19 protein-coding genes are annotated in these 17,673 nt (G+C 64.3%); 7 read left to right on the top strand and 12 right to left on the bottom strand.

Going from position 1 to position 17,673, the window contains the following annotated elements:
- Nucleotides 1-3: 3 nt before the first annotated feature.
- The 6 genes from NKH30_RS08745 to NKH30_RS08720 all read right to left on the bottom strand — a co-directional run bounded on the left by NKH30_RS08745 (nucleotide 4) and on the right by NKH30_RS08720 (nucleotide 5,699).
- The gene (locus tag NKH30_RS08745; protein WP_352505072.1) at nucleotides 4-486 is read right to left on the bottom strand and encodes an SRPBCC family protein; all 483 of its coding nucleotides are present in this window, start codon (nucleotides 484-486) and stop codon (nucleotides 4-6) included.
- The gene (locus tag NKH30_RS08740) at nucleotides 483-851 is read right to left on the bottom strand and encodes an ArsR/SmtB family transcription factor (protein ID WP_352768456.1); all 369 of its coding nucleotides are present in this window, start codon (nucleotides 849-851) and stop codon (nucleotides 483-485) included. The genes NKH30_RS08745 and NKH30_RS08740 overlap by 4 nt, the downstream gene beginning before the upstream one ends.
- A 176-nt stretch (nucleotides 852-1,027) precedes the next feature.
- Entirely contained in the window at nucleotides 1,028-2,053 is a 1,026-nt protein-coding gene (locus NKH30_RS08735; protein WP_352768135.1) for an esterase-like activity of phytase family protein, read from the bottom strand.
- Nucleotides 2,050-3,948 (bottom strand): cobaltochelatase subunit CobT, encoded by a 1,899-nt coding sequence (gene cobT, locus NKH30_RS08730; protein ID WP_352451202.1) that lies wholly within the window; start codon nucleotides 3,946-3,948, stop codon nucleotides 2,050-2,052. The genes NKH30_RS08735 and cobT overlap by 4 nt, the downstream gene beginning before the upstream one ends.
- 11 nt (nucleotides 3,949-3,959) lie before the next feature.
- Nucleotides 3,960-4,946, bottom strand: coding sequence for a cobaltochelatase subunit CobS (gene cobS, locus NKH30_RS08725; protein ID WP_352451201.1), 987 nt, complete (start codon nucleotides 4,944-4,946; stop codon nucleotides 3,960-3,962).
- A 123-nt stretch (nucleotides 4,947-5,069) separates the two neighbouring features.
- Nucleotides 5,070-5,699, bottom strand: a complete 630-nt coding sequence (locus NKH30_RS08720; RefSeq protein ID WP_036238769.1) for a J domain-containing protein — start codon at nucleotides 5,697-5,699, stop codon at nucleotides 5,070-5,072.
- A 133-nt stretch (nucleotides 5,700-5,832) separates the two neighbouring features.
- On the opposite strand from NKH30_RS08720, the gene NKH30_RS08715 reads away from it, so the two are divergent.
- Nucleotides 5,833-6,135, top strand: coding sequence for a BolA family protein (locus tag NKH30_RS08715; protein ID WP_352768138.1), 303 nt, complete (start codon nucleotides 5,833-5,835; stop codon nucleotides 6,133-6,135).
- Nucleotides 6,136-6,138: 3 nt separating this feature from the next.
- Here the strand turns inward: NKH30_RS08715 and NKH30_RS08710 are convergent, their stop codons facing one another.
- From NKH30_RS08710 to NKH30_RS08695, 4 genes are read right to left on the bottom strand one after another with little or no spacing between them, the layout of a single operon-like run.
- Complete coding sequence (locus NKH30_RS08710) at nucleotides 6,139-6,948, bottom strand: alpha/beta hydrolase (RefSeq protein WP_352540339.1); 810 nt, start codon at nucleotides 6,946-6,948, stop codon at nucleotides 6,139-6,141.
- Between the two features lie 40 nt (nucleotides 6,949-6,988).
- Nucleotides 6,989-7,885 (bottom strand): HlyC/CorC family transporter, encoded by an 897-nt coding sequence (locus NKH30_RS08705; RefSeq protein WP_352471453.1) that lies wholly within the window; start codon nucleotides 7,883-7,885, stop codon nucleotides 6,989-6,991.
- On the bottom strand, nucleotides 7,882-9,024 hold the full coding sequence (aroB, locus tag NKH30_RS08700) for a 3-dehydroquinate synthase (RefSeq protein WP_352768143.1): 1,143 nt from the start codon (nucleotides 9,022-9,024) through the stop codon (nucleotides 7,882-7,884). Before aroB ends, NKH30_RS08705 begins: the two co-directional genes overlap by 4 nt.
- A complete protein-coding gene (locus NKH30_RS08695) occupies nucleotides 9,021-9,623 on the bottom strand; it encodes a shikimate kinase (RefSeq protein ID WP_352768146.1) in 603 nt (200 codons plus the stop codon). The genes aroB and NKH30_RS08695 overlap by 4 nt, the downstream gene beginning before the upstream one ends.
- Nucleotides 9,624-9,781: 158 nt before the next feature.
- On the opposite strand from NKH30_RS08695, the gene NKH30_RS08690 reads away from it, so the two are divergent.
- The 5 genes from NKH30_RS08690 (at nucleotide 9,782) to NKH30_RS08670 (ending at nucleotide 13,712) form a co-directional block, all read left to right on the top strand.
- Nucleotides 9,782-9,931, top strand: coding sequence for a hypothetical protein (locus NKH30_RS08690; protein WP_023677884.1), 150 nt, complete (start codon nucleotides 9,782-9,784; stop codon nucleotides 9,929-9,931).
- Nucleotides 9,928-10,845, top strand: coding sequence for a site-specific tyrosine recombinase XerD (locus NKH30_RS08685; protein ID WP_352451196.1), 918 nt, complete (start codon nucleotides 9,928-9,930; stop codon nucleotides 10,843-10,845). Before NKH30_RS08690 ends, NKH30_RS08685 begins: the two co-directional genes overlap by 4 nt.
- A gap of 99 nt (nucleotides 10,846-10,944) precedes the next feature.
- Nucleotides 10,945-11,895, top strand: a complete 951-nt coding sequence (locus NKH30_RS08680; RefSeq protein ID WP_352471457.1) for an acetyl-CoA carboxylase carboxyltransferase subunit alpha — start codon at nucleotides 10,945-10,947, stop codon at nucleotides 11,893-11,895.
- 210 nt (nucleotides 11,896-12,105) lie between these two features.
- Nucleotides 12,106-13,431 (top strand): L,D-transpeptidase family protein, encoded by a 1,326-nt coding sequence (locus NKH30_RS08675; protein WP_352768459.1) that lies wholly within the window; start codon nucleotides 12,106-12,108, stop codon nucleotides 13,429-13,431.
- A gap of 5 nt (nucleotides 13,432-13,436) precedes the next feature.
- Nucleotides 13,437-13,712 carry a sulfurtransferase TusA family protein gene (locus NKH30_RS08670; protein WP_352683120.1) on the top strand — a complete coding sequence of 92 codons (276 nt, stop codon included), beginning with the start codon at nucleotides 13,437-13,439 and terminating at the stop codon, nucleotides 13,710-13,712.
- Nucleotides 13,713-13,902: 190 nt separating this feature from the next.
- Here NKH30_RS08670 and NKH30_RS08665 read toward each other — a convergent pair whose 3' ends face one another.
- Together NKH30_RS08665 and NKH30_RS08660 are read right to left on the bottom strand one after the other, a co-directional pair.
- Nucleotides 13,903-15,000 carry a CobW family GTP-binding protein gene (locus NKH30_RS08665; protein WP_352994882.1) on the bottom strand — a complete coding sequence of 366 codons (1,098 nt, stop codon included), beginning with the start codon at nucleotides 14,998-15,000 and terminating at the stop codon, nucleotides 13,903-13,905.
- A gap of 4 nt (nucleotides 15,001-15,004) precedes the next feature.
- Nucleotides 15,005-16,183 (bottom strand): D-alanyl-D-alanine carboxypeptidase family protein, encoded by a 1,179-nt coding sequence (locus tag NKH30_RS08660; protein WP_352994899.1) that lies wholly within the window; start codon nucleotides 16,181-16,183, stop codon nucleotides 15,005-15,007.
- A gap of 270 nt (nucleotides 16,184-16,453) precedes the next feature.
- On the opposite strand from NKH30_RS08660, the gene NKH30_RS08655 reads away from it, so the two are divergent.
- The gene (locus NKH30_RS08655; RefSeq protein ID WP_352616115.1) at nucleotides 16,454-17,617 is read left to right on the top strand and encodes a M20 aminoacylase family protein; all 1,164 of its coding nucleotides are present in this window, start codon (nucleotides 16,454-16,456) and stop codon (nucleotides 17,615-17,617) included.
- Nucleotides 17,618-17,673 lie beyond the last annotated feature (56 nt).

Genomic DNA, 17,673 nt, shown 5'->3' with positions numbered 1-17,673 from the left:
CCTCTACTTCGCCTTCTGAAGCTCGGCGGCGAGCGCCTGCAGCAGCCCGCGTGTGCCCTCCTCGCGCCCTTGCGCTGAATCGACGCCATCGAAGAACGCACCCTGTTCGGTATAGGTCAGGCGGGTGCCCTCGCCGGAAGGTGCAAGCTCGACCGTGGTGAGCGACGCCGACAGCGGCTGCGCCCCGACCGCCATCCGGTATGAAAATACGATGCGCCGGTCAGGGACGATGTCCTGGAACTGCGCATCGAGCCTGATCTCCGGGCCGCCCTGGTAGCTGAACCGCGAAACCTCGCTGCCGCCGACACGGAAATCGAAAGTGAATTCGGCGATGGTGAAGCCGTCGCCTTCGACGCGCCAACGCCGCACCGTCGCCTTGTCGGCAAAGGCGAGGAAGACGCGTTCGCGCGATTGCGGGTAGGTCCGCTCGATCGTGAAGCTTGAATGGATGACGGACTGGTCGTTCACGGGGGCAATCTGGTTCATTTCTTTTCGTCCTTTTCCTGGTCGTGGGGTGTTGCGTCCGGTTGGTCAGTCTCCGCCAGGATCTGGCCGAGACGGTCGAGCTGGCGTTCGGCCGGTGTACGGCGCGCGGCGATCCAGTCGGCGAGCGGGGCTAGCCCGCCGGGCTCGATCCGGCAGGTGCGCACGCGTCCGACCTTCTCGCTGCGGATCAGCCCGCACGCTTCCAGCGCCTGGAGATGCTGGAGTACGGCAGCGAAGGTCATGCCGAACGGCTCCGCCAACTGGCTGACGGTGGCTGGCCCGCGGCTCAGCCTTTCCAGGATTGCCCGGCGCGTCGGCTCGGCAAGAGCCCGCAGGATGCTGTCGATCCCGGAATACTTAAGCATGGACTTGAGTATTTCGCCGATGACGCAAATTGTCAAGTCACGACTAAAGTATTTTTTCGGATGGTGAGAGCCGGCTGGAAAACCCGCGACGCGGGTCATTGCCAGGGGAAATTGCCTGCGCTGCAAAACGGCGCGGAAACGCCAGCGATGCTGTCAGCCAGCAGGCCGGTCGCGCGTCAATCCTCGTGCAGCACAAATTCCAGGTAAAGATTGCGCTGCAGGATCGAGTGGTTGTCGTCGGACATCAGCGCCACGATCAGCGCGCCATCGTCGCGGGTCCAGACGTCGAGCGCTTCCATGTTGTCGATCTGGTAGCCCATGTCGGCTTCGAGCAGCACCGGCCCGTCGGCGACGGCGCCCTTCTCGACGCTTTCGCCATAGATGCGCCGCAGCCGCATCTTGACGCCGCCGGCCATCGAAAAACTGCGCTCCAGAAGCAACAGGTCGCCGTCCGGCAGGAAGGCGCCGTCGGTGATGTCGAAATCGCCATTGCGCTTGACGGTGAAGACGCCCTTGTGCGGCCCTTCGATGATCGCGGCAAAGATGTTGCCGGCCTTGTCGAGGCTCTTTTCCGACACCACGACCAGTCCGCCCGCGTGCTGCCCGTTGGGGTTGGCGCGGGTGACGGTCTCAAAGCCGCGATTGCGGCGAAGTTCCCAGGCTGGAATCAGGAAGTCCAATTGCCTGAACGGCGCCTTCATGCCGTCCAGATCGATCTTGAACTCTGCGATACGGTGATCGCCCTCGAAACCGACCGTGGCAATGCCGTCCTTCACCGCGAGGCCTTCGGCATCGACCGCCCATTTCTCGTCGATCGGCTGACCGGCCGAATCGACCATCTGCTGCATGCGAAAATTCTGGATGCCGGAAGGCCGCTTCTCGGCATCGTGGACGAGGGTGCCGAAGAACCAGAAGCCGGTGTCGGCGACGCCGATGAAATCGCTGCCGGGCTCGAGGAACCGAAGTGCCGACAGCGCGCCGAAATCGCGCGTCGACGAGGTCATTTCGAGCCCGCCGATGAATTCGAGCGGCCCGAACTGTTTGTCCGGCCGGCCGATGTGGAATTCGCTGATCGGCCGTGCCGTGATTTCGGCCGGCTCGACCGAGGCCGGGCCGGCAGCGACAGCTGGCGCCAAACTGATGCCTAACAACGCAATGGCGGCCAAAAGCTTCTGCCAAAAGCCGCCGCGGGAAAAAATCATCCGGCGCGCCGCATGCCGCCGCGCCGCGTGTCGCGCACGGTTTCCTCGGCGAACAGCGAGGCCAGCTGCTCGGTCATGGCGCCGGCCAGTTCTTCGGCATCGACGATGGTGACGGCGCGGCGATAGTAGCGGGTGACGTCGTGGCCGATGCCGATGGCCAAAAGCTCGACCGGCGAGCGCGTCTCGATGAGTTCGATGATGGCCCGCAGATGCCGCTCGAGATAATTGCCGGGGTTGACCGACAGCGTCGAATCGTCGACCGGCGCGCCGTCGGAGATCATCATCAGGATCTTGCGCTGCTCCGGCCGCGCGATCAGCCGGTTGTGCGCCCACAGCAGCGCCTCGCCGTCGATGTTTTCCTTGAGCAGGCCCTCGCGCATCATCAGGCCGAGATTGCGGCGCGCCCGCCGCCACGGATGGTCGGCGGATTTGTATATGATGTGGCGCAGATCGTTGAGCCGGCCGGGGTTCGGCGGCTTGCCTTCCTTCAGCCATTTCTCGCGCGCCTGTCCGCCCTTCCAGGCGCGGGTGGTGAAGCCGAGGATTTCGACCGAGACGCCGCAGCGTTCCAGCGTGCGCGCCAGGATGTCGGCGCAGGTCGCGGCGACGGTGATCGGCCGGCCGCGCATCGAACCCGAATTGTCGAGCACCAGCGACACCACCGTGTCGCGGAATTTGGTATCACGCTCCTGTTTGAAGGACAGCGGCTGCATCGGGTCGATGACGACGCGCACCAGCCGTGCCGGATCGAGATAGCCTTCTTCGAGGTCGAAATCCCAGGAGCGGTTCTGCTGCGCCATCAGGCGGCGCTGCAGCCGGTTGGCCAGCCGCCCGACGACGCCGGAAAGGTTGGCGAGCTGCTTGTCGAGGAAGGCGCGCAGCCGGTCGAGCTCCTCCTCCTCGCACAGTTCCTCCGCACCTACGGTCTCGTCGAAGGCGGTCGTGAAGACCTTGTAGTCGATCTCTTTCGGCAGATTGGTGAAGGGATTGTCGTTGCGGCGCGCCTCGCCGGGCGTCTCCGCATCGGCGTCGTCATCGTCGGAGAGATCCTCGGCGGTGGCGTCGGAGGCTTCCGTCTCGGCCGATTGCTCGTCGTCCGACGATGCCTCGGTATCCTCGGATTGCGACTGCTCGGAGCCCGAATCGTCTTCGCCGCCCTCCTCGCTCTGCTCCTCGCCTTGCGGCTGGTTTTCGTCGTTGTCCTCGGAGTCTTCCGTCTCCTGGTCATCGCCGAGCTCCTCGGCCATTTCCATGGAGGCGAGCATCTCGCGCACGACGCGGGCGAACGCCTGCTGGTCGTCGAGCTTTGCCGACAGCCCGTCCAGATCGGCACTGGCTTTTTCCTCGACCCAGGGGCGCCAGAGATCGACCAGCCGTTCGCCGCTCTTCGGCACAGTGCGGCCGGTCAGCTTTTCGCGCACCATCAGCGCCAGCGCTTCCTCGATCGGCGCGTCGGCCTTGTCCTTGACGTCGACGAGGTTGGCCCTGGCGTATTTGTCCTCGAGCATCGAGCCGATATTGTCGGCGACGCCCTGCATGGCGCGGCTGCCGATCGCCTCCACCCGGGCCTGCTCTACCGCGTCATAGATGGCGCGGGCCTGTTTGCCTTCCGGGGCCAGCCTGGTGTGGATGCGCGCATCGTGGCAGGCGCGCTTCAGCGCCATGGAATCGCCGAGCCCGCGGGTGATGGCGATGTCCGCCTTCGATGCCTTCTTCGGCAGTTCCGGCAGCCGGGCGCGGCTGCCGGCCAGTGCCGGCCGATCCTTGGCGAAGCCGACCTCGAGATCCTTGTCGCCGGCGATGGCGCGCATGCAGACGGTAACCGCGCGCTTGAAGCTGTCGTTCTCAGCGCCGGTCTTGGATTTGTTTCGCGTATTGTCGCCCGGACCCGCCATCGAGACTCTGCTTAGCCCAGCACCACATTGGCAGCCGATTCCGGCAGATCCTCGCCAAAGGCGCGTTGGTAGAACTCGGCCACCAGCGAGCGTTCGAGCTCGTCGCATTTGTTGAGGAAGGTCAGCCGGAACGCCATGCCGATATTGCCGAAGATCTCGGCATTCTCGGCCCAGGTGATAACCGTACGCGGGCTCATCACCGTCGACAGATCGCCGTTGATGAAGGCCGAGCGCGTCATGTCGGCGACACGCACCATCTTGTTGACGATCTCCTTGCCCTTGCCGTCGCGGTAATGCTTGGCCTTGGCCAGCACGATGTTCACTTCATTGTCGTGCGGCAGGTAGTTCAGCGTGGTGACGATCGACCAGCGGTCCATCTGCGCCTGGTTGATCTGCTGGGTGCCGTGGTAGAGGCCGGTGGTGTCGCCCAGCCCGACCGTGTTGGCGGTCGAGAACAGCCGGAAGGCCGGATGCGGGCGGATGACCCGGCTCTGGTCGAGCAGCGTCAGCCGGCCCGACGATTCCAGCACGCGCTGGATGACGAACATCACGTCCGGACGGCCGGCATCGTACTCGTCGAAGCACAGCGCGACATTGTGCTGATAGGCCCAGGGCAGGATGCCGTCGCGGAATTCGGTGATCTGCAGCCCGTCCTTGACGACGATGGCGTCCTTGCCGACGAGATCGATGCGGCTGACATGGCTGTCGAGGTTGACGCGCACGCAAGGCCAGTTGAGGCGGGCGGCGACCTGTTCGATATGCGTCGACTTGCCGGTGCCGTGGTAACCGGACACCATGACCCGGCGGTTATAGGCAAAGCCGGCGAGGATCGCCATGGTCGTGTTCTTGTCGAACAGGTAGTCCGGGTCGATGTCGGGGACATGCTCGCTCGTCACCGCATAGGCCGGCACCACCATCTTGGAGTCGAAGCCGAATGTCTCCTTCACCGACACCGTGGTGTCGGGCAGGTTGGCGATGTCGCGATCGACCTTGTTCATCTCTATCAACGTCTCCACAAGCGAAACGCCGCGTTTCGCCGGCAATCGATTTTGTTCGGGGGCGGTCTTAGAGCCTTTTCCAACCTTATGAAAGTTGGAAAACGACACGAACCGTAAGGTCGCTCAGCACAAACCTGCCTGCTTGAGCACGCGATACGCCTGGAGCACATCGCGGAACCGGTCTTCCGAACCTCTGTCGCCGCCATTCGCATCCGGATGGTGGCGTTTCACAAGTTCCTTATAGCGCGCCTTGATATCCTTGCCAGTTGCCTTTGTATCAAGGCCAAGCGTTTCCAGTGCCTTGGCCTCAAGCGGCTTGGCCTTGCGCTCGCGTGCTTCGCGCGGGTCCTTCGGGCCTTTGAACAGGTCGAACGGATCGCGCATGCGATTGTAGTAGCCGGCGCGGCCGGAGCGCGCCTGGGCAAAGTCCGGCGAGGAGCGGGTCGATGCGCCGTTGACGCCCATTTTCCAGGTCGGCCGGTGGCCGGTCATGGCTTCCTTCTGGAAGCGGGCGATCTCGGTGTCGGGAACGCCCGAGAAATAATTGAAGCCCTTGTTGTACTCGCGCACATGGTCGAAGCAGAACTGGAAATACTCGCCTTCCTTCATCCGTCCGACCGGGGCACGGTGGGTACCGGCCTCCTTGCAGCCATCCCACTGGCAGATCGGCGAACGCGACTTCAGCTCCGCGTCCTTCTCCGGGCGGATGCGAATCTTTTCGAAATATTTTGGGTACGGCTTCATCTCACCCATTTATGGGCTGTTCGCGCATGCGAAACAAGAATTGACATTTTCGCGATGATCGCCCTAACCGCTGAATCGCGGCATAAAACCGGCGAATTGCGAATTTTGTGCGATGACATAGATGTGGTGAAGGGAAGCGGCGATGTCCATACAGGCAACGATGGAAGATAAGCTGAAAAAGGCGTTTTCGCCGGAACGGCTGGACGTCATCAACGAAAGCCATCTCCATGCCGGGCATCATCATGTGGATTCCGGCCATCACGCCACCTTCGACGGCGCCGGCGAGACGCATTTCCGCGTCCGCATCGTCGCGCCAGCCTTTGCCGGCATGAGCCGCGTCGAACGTCACCGCGCCATCAACACATTGCTGGCCGAGGAATTGAAATCCGGCGTGCATGCCCTGGCGATCGAGCCGGCAGCGCCCGGCGAAAAGACCCGCTGGTAGATTTCAGCCGAGGCTCGCCCTCAGGAAAGCCATCACCGCTGCGGTCAATGCATCGCCCTCGGTGCCGAAGTCGCGATTGATCGACATGTGCGAATAGGCGCCGCCGTCGAACAGCGTGACCCTGGTTCCGGTGGCGCGCAGACGCCCGGCGAAGGCCTGCGCGTCCGCCGCGCGGGCTTTCGCCCGCGAATGGGCGATGAAGGTCGGCGGGTGCTTGCGGCCTTCCACATAGGTGACAGGCGACAGCGCGCGCCACTGTGCCGGATCGGGAAAGGCGCGGGCATAGACCCCTGCCATGCCGCCGCTTCTGGCCAGCGCCTCCAGATCGTAGGCCCTGGTGTCGTCGAGAACCAGCGCTGCGACGCCGGGCAGGCCGCCGCGCAGCCCGGTCAATGCGACGAGATGGCAGCCGGCCGAATGGCCCATGGCGACGATCCGGTCCGGATCGCCGCCATGCCTGGCGATGTTGGCGCGGACGTAACGATAGGCCAGTTCGACATCTGCCGCCTGGGTGGCGACGTCGGCCTTGGGCAGCATCCGGTAGTCGATCGAGACGAAGCCGAAGCCATTGTCGAGCAGGAATTGCGGCTTGGCATTGACGTTGCCGCGGTTGCCGACTCGCCAGGCGCCGCCATGGACGAAAAAGACGACCGGCAGGCCGCTTGCGCCGTCGCGGGAATAAATGTCGAGCTTGGCCGGCCCATAGTCGAAGGTTTCGGGCGACGGCGAACGCAGCCGCAATGCCGCCGCAGCCTGTCCCGGCAGCAGCGCCGCCATCGACGCCAGAAGCAGGCTTCGCCGATCGATCTTCATCAACGCCTGACTGCCCACGGCTGCCACAAGGTGCGCACTGTCATTCTCCAAGCATCGCCGGCTTGATCCTCAGCCGCGCGATACGGTTCTTGTCGCGCTTCATGACGACGAAGCGCTTGCCGTGAAACGTAAAGGCCTGCTTTTCGTCCGGGATCGACTGCGCCTCGTGGATGACAAGGCCGGCGATGGTGGTGGCTTCCTCGTCCGGCAGGTTCCAGTCGAGCGCCCGATTAAGGTCGCGGATCGGCACCGTGCCGTCGACGACGACGGAGCCGTCGGCCTCCTGTTTGACGCCCTGGATGTCGATGTCGTGCTCGTCGGCGATCTCGCCGACGATCTCCTCGATGATGTCTTCCAGCGTCACCAGCCCTTCAACCTCGCCATATTCGTCGACGACGATGGCGAAATGCGCCTTGCGGCGCAGGAAGGCATTGAGCTGCTCCTGAAGCGTCGTGGTGTCGGGCACGAACCACGGTTTCGACGCGATCTTCATCACGTCGATCCTGGAAAAATCGTTGCCGACCTCGTTCAGCGCGCGCAGCAGATCCTTCGCGTGCAGCACGCCGACAATGTTGTCGAGCGAACCCTTCCACAACGGCATGCGGGTGTGCGGGCTCTGCAGGATCTCGCGAACCACCGCTTCGGGCGGGTCGTCGGCGTTGACGGAGCGCATATTGGTGCGGTGGACCATGACGTCCGACACTTCGAGCTCCTCGAGGTCGAACAGGCCGCCGATGCGGGCGCGGTCCTCGCGCACCACCTGGCCGTCGCGGCGGAAATCGTCGACGGCGCCGCGCAGTTCCTCGCGCGCAGAGCGCTGCGGCTCCATGCGTTGCAGCTCGTAGCCGAAGGCGGCGAGCAGGCGCCGGCGCAAGACGAAGCCCAGCACGCCGAGGCCGGCGAGCACGGCAGCCGCGATCCAGCCGGCCTGGCTCATCCCGGCCGGCTTTCCTGCCGACCCGGATGGTTCTCCCGGAGGAACGCCAGCACTTCCGAGGCCGGCACATCCCTGGCGATGAAGGCCTGGCCGACGCCGCGCGTCAGGATGAAGGTCAGCGCGCCGCGCGACACCTTCTTGTCCTGGGTGATGAAGGAGGACAGCGTCTCGGCGTCGGGCAGTTCGCCTGGAACGTCGGCCATGCGCCAGGGCAGACCGACGGCGCGAAGATGCGCCTCGACACGCGCCGCGTCGTCGGGGCTCGCCAAATTGAGCCTTGACGAAAAGCGGTGCGCCAGCGCCATGCCGATGGCGACGCCCTCGCCATGCACGAGCCTTGCGCCGTCATAGCCGGTCGCCGCCTCCAGCGCATGACCGAAGGTGTGGCCGAGATTGAGCAACGCGCGGTCGCCGGTCTCGAACTCGTCGCGGGCAACGACGTCGGCCTTGGCACGACAGGCCTCGGCGATGGCCGCAGCCCGCTCCGGCCCGCCGGCAAACACTTGACGCCAGTTTTCTTCCAGCCAGGCGAAAAACTCGGGCCGGTCGATCAGCCCGTATTTGGCCAGTTCGGCATAGCCGGCGCGAAACTCGCGGATCGGCAGCGTGTCGAGCACTTCGGTGTCGGCCAGCACCAGCTTCGGCTGGTGGAATACCCCGACCAGGTTCTTGCCGCGCTTGCTGTTGATGCCGGTCTTGCCGCCGACGGAGGAATCGACCTGCGCCAGCAGCGAGGTCGGAACCTGCACGAAGTTCATGCCGCGCCGCGCGATGCCGGCGGCAAAGCCGGCGAGGTCGCCGACGACGCCGCCGCCGAGCGCGATGACGACGTCGCCGCGCTCCAGCTTGGCGGCCAGCACGCCGTCGACCACCTCTTCGAGATGCGCAAAGCTCTTGGTCTTTTCGCCTGGCGGCAACGTGATGACGGCATGCTGGATGCCACCGCTTGCCAGGCCGGCCGCAAGCGTCGCGAGATGCGCGGCCGCGACGTTTTCGTCGGTGACGACCGCCGCCCGCGTCCCCGGCAGACGGCGCGAAATCTCGGCGCCGGCGCGTGACAGCAGGCCGGGACCGATCAAAATATCGTAGGCACGCTCGCCAAGCCCGACTTCGACAGAGACCGTTGCATCAGCGCTCACGACCGCACCTCGTCAATATCGGCAACGCCGAGATGGCCGCGCAGCGCGTCCACCACTTCGGCGGCAATGATCTCCTTGCGGTCGTCGCGGGTCGGCACGATGACATCGGCCGCGGCATAAACCGGGTAGCGTTCCGCCATCAGCCGTTCAAGCACGGCGCGCGGATCGGCGCTTTTCAGCAGCGGCCGGTTCTGTTTCTTGGAAACGCGCTCCATTAACAGGTCGATCTCGGCCTTCAGCCAAACCGAAACGCCATGGCTGGCGATCGCCTCGCGCGTCTGCGCGTTCATGAAGGCACCGCCGCCGGTCGACAGCACCTGCGGCCCGTGCTCCAGCACACGCAGGATGACGCGCTGCTCCAGTGCCCGGAACTCCGCCTCGCCATAGCGCTCGAACAGGTCCGGGACGCTCATGCGCGAGACGCTTTCGATCTCCTGGTCGCTGTCGATGAAGGGCAGTGCCAGCATCGCCGCCACCTTGCGGCCGATCGCCGTCTTGCCGGCGCCCATCAGCCCGACAAAGACGATGGAACGGCCGCCCAGCCGGCCGAGCAGCGCGGCATGGCTCTCGCCCGGAGGATTTGCTGGTAGCGCGTTCATGCTTCTAGGGCCTCTTTGGCGGCGTATCGACATCAAAAGCCTGTTTGCGTCAAGCGCGGCGCAACCGGGACTATGGGCTTCACCCTTGAATTGGCCGGATTGGCGTCTCATAAGGGCACAGGGTTGGAAATGCAGAATAAGACGACGGGCGAAAATTAATGCCAACACTGTTTCGCTTTGTCGTGACGCTCGCGATTCTGGCCGGCATTGTCTATGGCGCGATGTTCGCCTTGGTCATGTTCGTCGAGCCGAGGAAGGCGGAAATGAGCGTGCGTATCCCTCCAGAAAAGCTCAATCCCAAAAAATGAACAGCGCCGCCCGCATCGAAGCCTTCCTGGAGATGATGAGCGCCGAGCGCGGCGCGGCCGAAAACACGCTTTCCTCCTATCGCCGCGACCTCGAAGACGCTTCCGCCGGGATCGGCGGTGGGCTTGCCGCTGCCACCAGCGCCGACATCCGTGCCTATCTCGACGACATCGCCGCGCGCGGCTTTGCCGCCACCTCGCAGGCGCGCAAATTGTCGGCGATCCGGCAGTTCTTCAAGTTCCTCTACGCCGAAGGCCTGCGGGGTGACGATCCGACCGGCACGCTGGACAGTCCGAAGAAGGGCCGGCCGCTGCCTAAGACGATGAGCGAGGCCGATACCGGCCGGCTGCTCGACCGCGCGGCGCAGGAGGCGATGGACCCCTCCATGCATGACGGCGACAGGCTGGCGGCGCTGCGCCTGCACGCACTGGTCGAGGTGCTCTACGCCACCGGCTTGCGCGTTTCGGAGCTGGTCGGCCTTCCCGTGACGGTGGCACAGCGCGACGACCGCTTCTTCATGGTGCGCGGCAAGGGCAACAAGGAGCGCATGGTGCCGCTGTCGGCCAAGGCGCGCGCGGCGATGCGGACATGGCTTGCCGCACGGGCAACGGTGCCGGCTTTTGCCGACAGCCCGTTCCTGTTTCCGGCCGCCGCCGACAGCGGCTATCTCTCGAGACAGGTCTTTGCCCGCGAGCTGAAAGGGCTTGCCGCGCGGGCCGGCATTGCCACGGCGAAGATATCGCCGCATGTGCTGCGCCATGCTTTCGCCAGCCATCTGCTGCAGAACGGCGCCGATCTCAGGGCCGTGCAGCAGCTGCTCGGCCATGCCGATATTTCAACGACGCAGATATACACGCATGTGCTGGAGGAGCGGCTGGTGCGTCTGGTCAACGATCATCATCCGCTTGCCGACTAGGCGTCATATCGCTATGTGAGAACGACGCTCCACCGCGCCCAGCCTGCATTTTCGGGCTTGCGTCAGTCATTGCCTTCCGACTTGCCGGTTCGCCCAAGAATGTACAATTACCTCGATTTCGAAAAGCCTGTGCAGGATCTCGAAGGCAAGATCCTTGAGCTGAAGAAGCTTGCCGAGAACGGCGAGGCGGTCGACGTCGGCGATGAGATCGCACGTCTCGAGAAGCGCTCGCGCGATGCGCTGCGCGACGCCTACAAGGCGCTGACGCCATGGCAGAAGGTGCAGGTGGCGCGCCATCCGGACAGGCCGCATTGCATCGACTACATCAAGGGCCTGCTTACCGATTTCACGCCGCTTGCCGGCGACCGCAATTTCGGCGAGGACCAGGCGATCGTCGGCGGCTTCGCCCGCTTTCGCGGCGAGCCGGTGGCGATCATCGGCCAGGAGAAGGGTTCCGATACGGCAAGCCGGCTGAAGCATAATTTCGGCTCGGTGCGGCCGGAGGGCTACCGCAAGGCGGTGCGGCTGATGGAACTCGCCGACCGCTTCCAGATCCCGCTGCTGACGCTGGTCGACACGGCCGGCGCCTATCCCGGCGTCAACGCCGAAGAGCGCGGCCAGGCGGAAGCCATCGCCCGCTCGACCTCGGCCTGCCTTGGCCTGAAGGTGCCGTCGATCTCGGTGGTGATCGGCGAAGGCGGCTCGGGCGGCGCTATAGCGATCGCCACCGCCAACCGCGTCTACATGCTCGAACACGCCATCTATTCGGTGATCTCGCCGGAGGGCGCCGCCTCGATCCTGTGGCGCGATACCACGCGGTCCAAGGATGCTGCGACCAATATGAAGATCACGGCGCAGGACCTGCTGGAGCTGAAGATCATCGACGCCATCATCGCCGAGCCGCTCGGCGGTGCCCATCGCGCCCCCGAAACGGTGATCGCCGCCACCGGCGACCTCATCGCCAGGACGATGAAGGAATTCTCCGGCGCCAACACCGACTTCCGCGAGCATCGCCGCGAGAAATACCTGGCGATGGGCCGCAATCTGTAACCAACGCAGGCACGCGGCCTGAAATGTGGCGGCGTGAACCAGTTTCGCCACAAAAATGCCGCTGCATTCGGCTCAGTGAGCTTAACGCAAGGGGACGCGCCGCATGCTTGCGGTAAGGAATTTTCAAGGTTAACGGGCTTAAGGTCCGTCAGCGGTCGGTTTAGCAGCTGCGGCATCCGCGGCGCAGAGATGAAGACGATAGCCATATCCATGTTTGCCAAGCTTGCCCGCACCGGAGTTCTGATCGCTGCGATCGGCGTCGCCGGCTGCAATGACGCTTCGATGAAGGATTTTGCGCCGCAAGCCAACAAGCCGCTGCCGGACAAGATCCTGGCCGAGATGAAGGCCAAGGGAATGGTCCGCACCTCTTCGGTGATGGCCCGCATCTTCAAGGAAGAAGGCAAGCTCGAAATCTGGAAGGCCAAGACCAACGGCCGCTACGACCTGGTCGCCAGCTACGACATCTGCAAATGGTCGGGCAAGCTCGGACCGAAGTTCACCGAAGGCGACCGCCAGGCGCCGGAAGGCTTTTACACGGTCCGCCCGGCACAGATGAACCCGCGGTCGAATTATCACCTGTCCTTCAACATCGGCTACCCGAACGCCTATGACCGCGCCAATGGCCGCACCGGTTCCAACCTGATGGTCCATGGCGCCTGCTCGTCGTCCGGCTGCTATTCGATGACCGACGCCCAGATCGAGCAGATCTACGCTTTCGGCCGCGACGCCTTCCAGGGCGGCCAGACCGAGTTCCAGATCCAGGCTTTTCCGTTCCGCATGACCGCAGCCAACATGGCGCGCTATCGCAACGATCCGAACTACGAATTCTGGAAGATGCTGAAGGTCGGCTACGACAATTTCGAGGTTACCAAGGTGCCGCCGAAAGTCGACGTCTGCGAGAAGCGCTACGTCTTCAACCAGGTAGCGGCCGACGGCTCGACGTTTAATCCGACCGGCGCTTGCCCTGTGACCACCCAGCCCGATTCGCTGAAGAGCGCCATCAACGCCTATCAAAGCACCTATGAGGCGGCCTTCAACGGCGCCATGAAGGCCAGCGTGCCGGCACCCAAGCCGACCATCGCCGGGATCAAGGAAGCCAGCATCGTTTCCGACTGGTCGAAGCGGCGTGCCCGCGGCGAACGCGTTCCGATCGAGCCGCCCTCGCTCAACCCGGACGGCACGGTGGCCGAAACGGCGCGCATGGGCCGCATCGATTCGCCGGCGGGCCGCAAGATGGCAGCGCTCGACGCCGAAAAGGCTGCCAAGCAGAAGGCCGAGGAACAGCGGCTTGCCGCGATAGAAGCGGCGAAGGCAGCGAAAGCGGCAGCCAAGGCACAGGCCTTGGCCGAGAAGGAAGCTGCAAAAGCCCAGGCGCTAGCCGAAAAGGAAGCTGCCAAGACCGCCGCCGAGGTGCCTGTCGCCACCGCCACCGTAGCGCCATCGGAGGCCGCCCCGGCAGTCGAAACGCAGGCTGCGGACGCCGAAAGCACGGCGACAAGGCTGAAGAAGAAGCTGCTCGGCATGTTTGGCGGCTGAGGTTCATGCTTGAACAGGAAGATGGGGGCCAGGAAGACAGGCCCTCAACCAGCCCCGCCGCCGTCTACGACCTCAAAGGCTTGAACTGCCCGTTGCCCGTGCTCAAGGCAAAAAAGCGCCTGGCCGCAATGCAGCCGGGCAGCCGCCTGTGGCTCGAAACCACCGACCCGCTCGCCGTCATCGACATTCCCGCCTTCTGCGCCGAGAGCGGCCATCGGCTGATCGAAACGACGGCGATGGCAGGCGGCCACCGCTTCCTGGTCGAGCGCGGGATCGGCTGAGTCTCGACTTAGCTCGTTCTGGCGAAAGCGGCTGAGCGGGATAATCTCCCCCCTTGAGGGGGAGATGGCCGGCAGGCCAGAGGGGGTTGCCGCGCGTGAAGCGCCAACCTTTTCTTTCGTCCCACAGGGGCGCCAGCCGAGGCGACCCCCTCTGTCGCCTTCGGCGACATCTCCCCCTCAAGGGGGGAGATCACGATCCGGCAATAGCCAGCGGGTTGCTTTCCAGTGCTGCGCGATCCGGCGTGTCGATCGACGGCCGGTTGGTGAAGGCGGCGAACAGCCGCCGGACATAGTCTTCGGGCATGTCGAGCGTGATCAGCACCAGTCTGGTGCCGCGCTGGCTGTCCGGCCAGGCCGGCAGTTGCACCGGCGGATGCAGGATCTTCTGCACGCCATGGATAACCAGCGGCCGCGACCGGTCTTCTGCAAGCTCGATGACGCCTTTCATCCGCAAAAGGCGCTCGCCATGCGCCGAGCGCAACAGATCGAGGAACATCTCGATTGCCGAAAACGGCACCGGCCCGTCATGAACCAGCGAATACGAACGCACGCGGGAATCGTGCCTGTGGTCATGGTGATCATGGTCGGCATGGTCATGCCCGCCGTGGTCATGGTCGTGGCCGGCTTGTTCGCCCAGCCAACGCTGCACATCGACGGATTTGGTGGCCGGATTGTAGAGGCCGCTATCGAACAGGGTCGCGGTGCTTGCCTCGCCCGCGTCGAGCACCACGGCGCCCGGGTTGAGCTGCCTGAGCCGCGCCCGCAACGCCTCGACATCGCCTGCATCCGTGGTCAGGTCGGCCTTGCTGAGCACCATGCGATCGGCGACGGCCACCTGCTTCACCGCCTCGACATGCGCATCGAGCGTCGCATTGCCGTTGACGGCATCGACCAGGGTGATGACGCCGTCGAGCCGGAAGGCCTGGACCAGGGCGGGGTGTGCCATGATCGACTGCAGTACGGGGGCGGGATCGGCGAGCCCGGTGGTCTCGACGATGACGCGGGCAAGCCGGTCGATGCGGCCGGTCTGCAGCCGGTCGACGAGGTCAGCCAGCGTATCGACCAGCTCGCCGCGCACCGTGCAGCAGAGACAGCCGTCGGAGAGCTGGATGATGCCGTCGGAGGCCTGCTCGACCAGGAGATGGTCGATCGCCACCTCGCCGAACTCGTTGATGATGACGGCGGTGTCGGCGAGCGCCGGATCTCGGAGCAGCCGGTTGAGCAGCATCGTCTTGCCGGCACCGAGAAAGCCGGTGAGCACCGAAACGGGGATCGGGAAGCCGGCCATGCGGCTAGTTCAGCGCCTTGGCCGGCTGCTGGACCTGCGCGGCGGTGGCGGATCCGGCCACAATTGGCTCGGCGCCGGCCGGCGGCGCCCGGTCCGGCCGCCATGTCGGCAGCGGCACGTCGGCATATTCCTGCCCGGAGGCGTCGAGCATCGCCTTCGGCTTCGGTCCCGTGGCGCCGCCGAGGCCGACGGCGATCAGCGTCGGTACATGGTCGAGCTTTTCCTGATAGGGCGATTTCGGCACGTCCTTGCCCTTGTCGCCGACGGCGGCTGCGGTTTCCGACTGCTCCTCGACCGGCTTCTTCTTGCAGATTTCGTCATTCATGTCGTTGGCCGAAATGGTATCGCCATAGGTGGGTAGCGCCGCTACCGTCAGCCAGCTCGGCGCCGGCGTTGCAAAGCCCTGGTCGAGCAATTTTGCCGCCGCCTCTGCACGGGTAATGGCCGATTGCTCGCCGAGCACTACGGCGACCAGGGTGCGGCCGTTGCGGGTCGCCGAGCCGATCATGTTGAAGCCGGACGAGCAGACGAAACCCGTCTTCATGCCGTCGGCACCCGGATAGCGGCCGATCAGCAGGTTGTAGTTGGAGATCGCCTTCTTGCCGACCGCAAGGCCTTCGATCGAGAACCAGGGGGCATATTGCGGAAATTCCTTGCGAATCGCCATCACCAGCAAAGCGAGATCGCGCGCTGTCGTATACTGGTCCGGCGAATAGAGCCCGTTCGGATTGACAAAATGGGACCCGCTCATGCCGAGCCTCTGCGCTTCGGCGTTCATGCGTTCGGCGAAAGCCGCTTGCGAACCGCCGATATTCTCGCCGACCGCCATGGCGATATCGTTGGCCGATTTGACCAGCATCATCTTCAGCGCATTGTCCAACCGCATCACCGAGCCCGGCTTGAAGCCCATCTTGCTCGGCGGCTCGCCGGCGGAATGTTTCGTTACCTTGATCGGCGAATCGAGCTGGACCTCGCCCACGGCAATCGCCCGAAACGCCACATAGGCGGTCATCAGCTTGGTCAGCGACGCCGGGTACCAGCGCCTGAAAGCCTCCTGGTGCTGCAGGATCTTGCCGCTGTTCAGGTCGAACAGGATTGTCGGATTGGCCAAGGCAGGCCCGGCCAGCGACGCAAGCACCACCGTGCCGGCCACCAACAGTCTGAGGAAATGCCTGTAGCGCATCATGAAAACCGAAATAGCCTCTTGCCGCAGTCGCACCTGGCTCCGTAAGATTTCGTTACACGATCGCCAGGATAATGGTCCGGCCCTCTGTTCCCGGACCACAGTCGCGGTGCTATTTACTCTATGTGACGTCAACATGGCAAAGTGCTGCCGATCACAATGTGGAAGCAGCAGCACAATGCAAAGCAGCGTGCATGGTTGCAAGGCAGCAGGCACAATTGCAAAGCAGCAGGCCAAGACCGCCTGCTCCAACAGCGAAATGGAATTATCATGCCGATCCTGAACCGAGCCGCCGAAATGCAGGACGAGGTGGCCGGCTGGCGCCGCCATTTGCACCAGACGCCGGAGCTGAATTTCGACGTCTTCAAGACCGCCGCTTTCGTCACCGAGAAGCTGAAGGCTTTCGGCTGCGACGATATCGTGACGGGTTTGGGCAAGACCGGCGTCGTCGGCATCATCCGCGGCCGCCACGGCGAAGGCTCGACCATCGGCCTGCGCGCCGACATGGATGCCCTGCCGCTCAACGAGATCACCGGCAAATCCTATGCCTCGACCGTCCCCGGCAAGATGCACGCCTGCGGTCATGACGGCCACACCGCAATGCTGTTGGGTGCCGCCAAATACCTCGCCGAAACGCGCAATTTCGCAGGCTCCGTCGCGGTCATCTTCCAGCCGGCCGAAGAGGGCGGCGGCGGCGGCAACGAGATGGTCAAGGACGGTATGATGGAGCGCTTCGCTATCTCCAAGGTTTTCGGCATGCACAACATGCCGGGCCTGCCGGTCGGCCAGTTCGCCATCAGGCCGGGCCCGATCATGGCGGCGACCGCCGAATTCACCATCACCGTCAAGGGCCGGGGCGGCCACGCGGCGATGCCGCACGGCACCATCGATCCGATCGTCATCACCAGCCAACTCGTCGGCGCATTGCAGACGATCGCCTCGCGCAGCACCGATCCGGTCGAGGCGGTGGTCGTCTCGGTGACGAAATTCCACGCCGGCGACGCCTATAACGTCATTCCCGAGACTGCCGAGATCGCCGGCACCGTACGCACGCTGAAGAAGGAAGTCGCCAAGAAGGCAGAGGAGCGCATCCGCGCACTTTGCCAAGGCCTGGGCGCTGCCTTCGGCGCGACAATCGAGGTTGATTACAATGCCAATTACCCCGTCACCTTCAACCATCCGGAAGAGACGGTCTTTGCCAGCGACATCGCGGCCGACGTCGCCGGCGACAGCCATGTGCACCGCGCCATCCAGCCGGTGATGGGCGGCGAGGATTTCTCCTACATGCTTGAAGCGCGGCCGGGCGCCTTCATCTTCATCGGCAATGGCGATACCGCCGGCCTGCACAACCCAGCCTACGACTTCAACGACGAGGTCATCCCGCACGGCATGAGCTATTGGGTGAAGCTGGCGGAAACAGCGCTGGCGGCGTAGCCCTTCCGCATCGGCTGTGCGGCGACCGCCGCACCTCTGGGTGGCAAAATCGGGCA

Origin of the sequence: Mesorhizobium sp. M1273, assembly GCF_040318195.1 — a bacterium.
Classification (GTDB): domain Bacteria; phylum Pseudomonadota; class Alphaproteobacteria; order Rhizobiales; family Rhizobiaceae; genus Mesorhizobium.
The sequence above is the reverse complement of the archived record's forward strand: the minus strand, read 5'-3'. Positions and strand labels throughout refer to the sequence as shown.